Source organism: Streptomyces turgidiscabies Car8 (genome assembly GCF_000331005.1).
Lineage (GTDB): Bacteria > Actinomycetota > Actinomycetes > Streptomycetales > Streptomycetaceae > Streptomyces > Streptomyces turgidiscabies.
The window spans coordinates 1-6,367 of record NZ_AEJB01000096.1; the positions used below are offsets into that span (position 1 = coordinate 1).

Here is a 6,367-nt window from a genome sequence, read left to right on the forward strand (position 1 = left end):
CCGACTCCCCGAACCCCCGGAGGGACCACTCACTCCGAGTTGACCGCCGGCAGGCTCCCGCTGCGGGCCGCGCGGCCGTACCAGAGGGCGCTCGACTTCGGGGTGCGGGCCAGGGTCGCGTAGTCGACGTACACCGCGCCGAATCGCTTGCCGTAGCCGTAGGCCCACTCGAAGTTGTCCATCAGGGACCACAGGTAGTAGCCCCTGACGTCCGCGCCCTCGGCGATCGCGCGCCGGACCGCCCGCAGATGGCCGTGCAGGTAGGCGATCCGCTCGGGGTCGTGGACGCGGCCGTCGGACTCGGGCTTGTCGTCGTAGGCGGCGCCGTTCTCCGTGACGTAGATCGGCAGCCCCGGAGCCTCCTTCGTGTACCGCATGATCAGGTCGTGCAGGCCCGTCGGGTCGATCGACCAGCCCATCTCCGTGCGCTCGCCCGGCGACTGGTGGAAGAGGACCTCGTCCGCCCCCGGCCACGGCGAGAACTCGCTCGCCCCGTGACCGTCGGCGCGCGGGCCGCTCGGCTTCTCCTCGGCCGCCGAGACCAGCGTCGGCGTGTAGTAGTTGAGGCCCAGCGCGTCCAGCGGCTGGTTGATCAGCGCGAGGTCGCCGTCGAGGACGTACGACCAGTCCGTGATCGACGACGTGGCGGCGAACAGGGTCTCCGGGTAGGCGCCGTGCAGCATCGGGCCGTGGAAGACACCGTTGGCCAGGTCGTCGATCTTCCGGACCGCGGCCAGGTCCTCCGGTGTCTGCGAAAGCGGCCTGACCACCGAGGAGTTGAGGCTCACCGCGACCGTGTTGCGGGCCGGCATCGCCGCCCGCAGGGCCGAAGCGCCCAGCCCGTGCGCCAGGTTGAGGTGATGCGCCGCCCGGAGTGAGGCCAGCGGCTCGGTACGGCCCGGCGCGTGCACACCCGAGGCGTAGCCCAGGAACGCGCTGCACCAGGGCTCGTTGAGCGTGATCCACTGCTCGACGCGGTCACCCAGGGCCTCGCCCATGATGTGGGCGTACTCGGCGAAACGCAGCGCGGTCTCCCGCTCCGGCCAGCCGCCCGCGTCCTCCAGCTCCTGCGGGAGGTCCCAGTGGTAGAGGGTGACCGCCGGCTTGATGTCGTGTTCGAGCAGTTCGTCGACGAGGCGTCGGTAGAAGTCCAGCCCGCGCTGGACCGCAGGCCCCCGGCCCGTCGGCTGCACCCGCGACCAGGAGACGGAGAAGCGGTACGCGGTCAGGCCCAGGTCGGCCATCATCTGCACGTCGTCGCGGTAACGGTGGTAGTGGTCGACAGCGATGTCACCGTGCTCACCACCGGCCGTCTTGCCGGGCGTATGGCTGAACGTGTCCCAGATCGAGGGGGTGCGGCCGTCCTCCCGCACCGCCCCCTCTATCTGGTACGCGGAAGTCGCGGCGCCCCAGAGGAAGGCGGGAGGAAAGGTCACAGGGGTAACGGATTCAGGCATGGAAGCGCTCCCATAGGAAGTCGTGGAGACCGACGGGTAGGAGATGAGGGAAGTGGGGGGAGAGTGCGAGGGGGCCGAGGCGGCGGTGACCCGGCCCCCGAGAGTTCCCGTACGAAAAGTCCCTGACGACAGTCCCGTACGAAGGTCCTGTACAGGTCAGCCCTTGATCGCGCCGTTCATGATGCCGCCGACGATCTGCTTGCCGAACAGGAGGAAGGCGATGAGCAGCGGCAGCGTGCCCAGCAGCGCGCCCGCCATGATCACTGCCTGGTCGGGGACATAGCCGGTGCCGAGCGCGTTCAGTGCGACCTGCACGGTCGGGTTCTGCTGGTTGAGCGCGATGATCGGCCACAGGAAGTCGTTCCAGGCGAACACGAAGGTCAGCAGGCCGAGCACGGCCATCGCGGGCCGCGCCGCCGGGAAGACCACGTGCCACACCACGCGCAGGCTGTTCGCGCCGTCCACCCGCGCTGCCTCGATCAGTTCGGAGGGCAGCGCCTGCACCAGGTACTGCCGCATGAAGAACGTACCGAAGGCGGTGACCAGCGTCGGCAGGATCACGGCCTGCAACTGGTTGGACCAGCCGAGGTCGGCCATCCACAGGTACAGCGGCACGACGGCGAGCTGCGGCGGGATCATCATCGTGCCGATGGTCAGGAGCAGCAGCGCGCCGGAGAACCTGAACCGCAGCTTGGCGAAGGCGAATCCCGCCAGCGTCGAGAACAGCACCGTACTGACCGTGATGGTGCCGGCGACGAGCGTGCTGTTGAGCATCGCCGTGCCGAGTCCCACCTCGTCCCACGCGATCTGCATGTTCTTGAACAGGTTCGAGCCGAACCACAGCGGCGGCGGCGTCTGGGCGAGCCGGGTGTTGTCGCGGGAGGCCGCGATCGCCGTCCACAGCAGCGGGGCCAGCGAGACCAGCGAGAGGACCACCAGGACGACGTAGGTGACCGGGCCCGCGTGCAGCTGCTTGCCCGCGCCGATGATCCGGCGGCGCCCGGAGCCCTTGTCTTCCTTCGGCTTCGGCTCCGTGTCCGCCTGAGGCAACGTCAGATCACTTGTGGTCATTGGGATTTCCTCAGACGTCGGTTGACCAGCATGTTGACCGCCCCGACGATCAGCAGGATCAGGAACATCGACCACGCGATCGCGGATGCCTTGCCGAGGTTGCCGATGATCCAACCCTGGTCGTACATGTACAGACCGAGCGTCTGGTACTGGTGCTCGGAGCCGCCCTTGGACCCGCCGAACAGCAGTGGCTCACCGAAGAGTTGGGTCGCGCCGATGGTGGACACGACCACGGTGAAGAGGATCGTCGGCCGGAGCATCGGGATCGTGACATGACGGAACTGCTGAAAGCGGTTCGCGCCGTCGAGGGACGCCGACTCGTACAGGTCGGTGGGGATCGCCTGCATCGCCGCGAGGTAGATCAGCGCGTTGTAGCCGGTCCATCGCCAGATCACGATGCTGGAGACGGCGAACTGCCCGCCCCAGTCGGACTCGCGCCAGTTGATCGCGTCGACCCCGACGAAGTGCAGCAGCCAGTTGATCATGCCGCCGTCCCACGTGTACAGCAGCGTGAAGACCAGCGTCGCCGCCGCCACCGAGGTGGCGTACGGGGTGAGCATCACGACCCGCCACAGGGTCGAGCCGCGCAGTTTGTAGTTGAGCAGGTGCGCGATGCCGAGCGCCAGGAGCAACTGCGGCACGGTCGAGATCAGACCGATGGTGAAGGTGTTCTTCAGGGCGTTCCAGAAGAAGTCCGAGGCCCACAGGTTCTTGTAGTTCTCCAGGCCCACCCAGGTCTGGTGGTCCAGCGAGGACAGCTGCACGTTGTGCAGCGAGTACCAGCCCGTGTAGAGGAGCGGGACCAGTCCGAAGGCCCCGAAGACGAGGAAGAAGGGGGTGATGAACGCGTACGGCGACGCCTTCATGTCCCAGCGGTACAGCCGACTGCGCCACGAGCCCGGGCCCGTAGGCGGCTTACCGCGACCTTGAGCGCCCCGGACCGCGCCCGGCTGGTCGCCGGGCGCGGTCTCGGCACTCGGCGCGGGATGCGCGAGAGCCTGCTTGGAGCTGGTCACTGGCCGAGCACGTCCTTGATCTCGTTCGTGGCCGCGTCCCATCCTGCTCAGGGCTCTTGCCCTTCTGCTCGACTGAAGGATGCCGATGTCCGCGATGGCGGTGCCGATCGGCTGGTCCTTGACGCCGAAGTACTGGACCGGGATGGTCTTGGCCGACGCCGCGTAGATCTCGGTGATCGGAGCGTTCGAGAAGTACTCGACGGTGGCGGCCTGCGGCTTCAGGGTCGCGTACGCCGACGGGGCCGACGGGAAGCTCGCCTGCTTGGCGAAGACCTTCGCCTGCTGCTCGGGGGCCGTCAGCCACTTGGCGAGCTCGATGGCCTCCTTCTGGTGCTTGCCGGCCGTCGGTACGCCGACGAACGCGCCGCCCCAGTTGGCCGCGGTCGGCGCCGCCGCCACGTCCCAGTTGCCCTTGCCGGACTCACCGGACTTCTCCTGGATGTAGCCGATCATCCAGGCGGGGCAGGCCACCGTCGCGAAGGTCGCGTTGGAGAAGGCCTTGACCCACGGGTCCTCGAACTGCTTCAGCTTCGCCGACATGTTGCTGGTCGCCACCTCCATCGCGGCGTTCCAGGCGGTCTTGACACCCGTCGACTTGTCCCAGATGGCGTTGCCGTCCTTGTCGTAGTACCGCTCGCTCTCGCCACCCAGCACGGCGTTGTAGACCGAGGAGGCGGAGTCCACGAACTTGGTGCCGCTCGGCGCCTTCTTCATGTAGTCCTTGCCGACGCCGACGAACTTCGACCAGTCGCCCGCCCACTGTGCGGCGAGCTTGGTCCGGTCCGTCTCCAGGCCGGCCTTCTTGAACAGGTCCTTGCGGTAGCAGATCGCCATCGGGCCGATGTCGGTGCCGAGCCCGATCTGCTTGCCGTCCTTGGTGGTGGCCTGCGCGTTCTTCCAGTCCAGCCACTGGGACTTGTCGACCTCCTTGCCGAGGTCGACGAACTTGTCCGCCTGTGTCTGCACTGCCTCGGCGATGTTGCCGATCTCTATCGCCTGGATGTCGTCGACACCGGAACCGGCCTGCAGACGGGTGAGCGTCTTGGGCCAGTAGACGTCCGTCTTGGTGGTGACGTTCTCCTTGATGCTGACGTCCGGGTGCAGTTTCATGTACTCGTCGTAGAGACCGGCCTGCTTGTAACCGAAGACACCGAAGGTGCCGATGGTCAGCTCGGTCTTGCCGCCGCCACCGCCGCCACCGCTGTTCGGCGAGCTGTCGTCCGAGCCGTCGCCCGAGTCGTCGGCGCAGCCGGCCAGCAGCCCCGTCGTCAGTGTGGCGACGACCGCGAGGGTCATCAGTCTGCGGGACCTGCGGGTACTCGTGCGCATTGCGTCCTCCTGTTGCCTGACGTGCCGACCCCCCGGCCAACTGCGTTGTTGGGCCCGTTAGTTCTGATGCGGCGGCTCGGGCGGGGAACGTGCGGGATGTGTATGTGTCAGGTACCGTGGGAGCGCTCCCACAGGTGATGTGTTGAAGAGTCGTCGGTCTGGGCGGGGGTGTCAAGGGTGGAGACGCGGCGATGTGTCTTCGGTTATCGGGCTGTTAACTAAAGCTCCTGAAAGCGGAATGCAAGGCTTCGGAAGGCCGGTTGCGGACCCCGGAAGGACGTCCCCGGGCGCCCGGGGATTCCCGGCGGACCGCGGAAGGGAAGTCACCAGGTCCCGCTGGGCCTGTTGCCGGACTTCGGTTCGCAAAGCGTGCTGTTAGATTCCAGAGCAGACCAGAGCGGGTGACGGGAGACGGACCATGGTGGGCCACGGAGTACGGGGCCGGAGTGGCGGGCGGCCGACCCTCGAAGAGGTCGCCGCGCGCGCCGGAGTGGGCCGCGGCACGGTCTCCCGGGTGATCAACGGCTCACCCAGGGTCAGTGACGTGACCCGGGCGGCGGTCGAGGCGGCGGTCGCGGAACTCGGCTACGTCCCGAACACCGCGGCCCGCGCCCTCGCGGCGAACCGCACGGACGCGATCGCGCTCGTCGTCCCCGAGCCGGAGACCCGCTTCTTCGCGGAACCGTACTTCTCGGACATGCTGCGCGGTGTGGGGGCGGCGATCTCGGACACGGAGATGCAGCTCCTGCTGATCTTCGCGGGCAGCGACCGTGAGCGTCAGCGCCTCGCCCAGTACCTGGCCGCCCACCGGGTCGACGGCGTCCTCCTGGTCTCGACCCACGCGGACGACCCGCTCCCCGATCTGCTGGCCCAGCTGGAGATCCCGGCGGTGATCAGCGGCCCGAGGTCGGCGGCGGAAACCCTCACCTCGGTGGACTCCGACAACTACGGAGGCGGCCGACAGGCAGTCGAACACCTGCTCTCCCGGGGTTGTCGCAAGGTCGCCCACATCACGGGCCGGCTGGACGTGTACGGCGCCCAGCGCCGCGTCGACGGCTACCGCGAAGCCCTGGAGGCGGCGGGCCACGAGGTGGACGAGGACCTGATCGAACCGGGCGACTTCACCGAGGAGGGCGGCCGCAGGGCGATGACCCGTCTCCTGTCCCGCTGCCCCGACCTGGACGCGGTCTTCGCCGGCTCCGACGTGACGGCGGCGGGCGCCCGCCAGGTTCTGCGCGAACAGGGCCGCCGCATCCCGGACGACGTGGCCCTCGTCGGCTACGACGACTCGGCCATCGCCCGTCACATGGACCCGCCCCTGACCAGCGTCCGCCAGCCGATCGTGGAGATGGGCCGGGCCATGATCGACCTCCTCCTGGAGGAGGTCGCGGACCGCCGCCCGACGGCATCGCGGGTACTGGAACGCCGCCAGGTGGTGCTTCCCACGGAACTGATGACTCGTACGTCGTCCTGAGCGTGATGTTCCCCGGGGGG

At 68.2% G+C, this 6,367-nt stretch carries 4 protein-coding genes and 1 pseudogene; 1 reads left to right on the forward strand and 4 read right to left on the reverse strand.

From position 1 onward, the window contains the following. Nucleotides 1-29: 29 nt before the first annotated feature. From STRTUCAR8_RS05370 to STRTUCAR8_RS05385, 4 genes and pseudogenes are all read right to left on the reverse strand, one after another. Complete coding sequence (locus STRTUCAR8_RS05370; RefSeq protein ID WP_044471664.1) at nucleotides 30-1,457, reverse strand: GH1 family beta-glucosidase; 1,428 nt, start codon at nucleotides 1,455-1,457, stop codon at nucleotides 30-32. A gap of 156 nt (nucleotides 1,458-1,613) precedes the next feature. Continuing rightward, on the reverse strand, nucleotides 1,614-2,528 hold the full coding sequence (locus tag STRTUCAR8_RS05375) for a carbohydrate ABC transporter permease (protein ID WP_006374438.1): 915 nt from the start codon (nucleotides 2,526-2,528) through the stop codon (nucleotides 1,614-1,616). Continuing rightward, entirely contained in the window at nucleotides 2,525-3,544 is a 1,020-nt protein-coding gene (locus STRTUCAR8_RS05380; protein ID WP_044471665.1) for a carbohydrate ABC transporter permease, read from the reverse strand. Before STRTUCAR8_RS05380 ends, STRTUCAR8_RS05375 begins: the two co-directional genes overlap by 4 nt. After that, a pseudogene (locus STRTUCAR8_RS05385) lies at nucleotides 3,541-4,873 on the reverse strand (ABC transporter substrate-binding protein). The gene STRTUCAR8_RS05380 and the pseudogene STRTUCAR8_RS05385 overlap by 4 nt, the downstream one beginning before the upstream one ends. A 418-nt stretch (nucleotides 4,874-5,291) precedes the next feature. On the opposite strand from STRTUCAR8_RS05385, the gene STRTUCAR8_RS05390 reads away from it, so the two are divergent. Beyond that, nucleotides 5,292-6,347: a LacI family DNA-binding transcriptional regulator gene (locus STRTUCAR8_RS05390; protein WP_006374437.1), complete on the forward strand. Its 1,056-nt coding sequence runs from the start codon at nucleotides 5,292-5,294 to the stop codon at nucleotides 6,345-6,347. The last annotated feature ends 20 nt before the right edge of the window (nucleotides 6,348-6,367 follow it).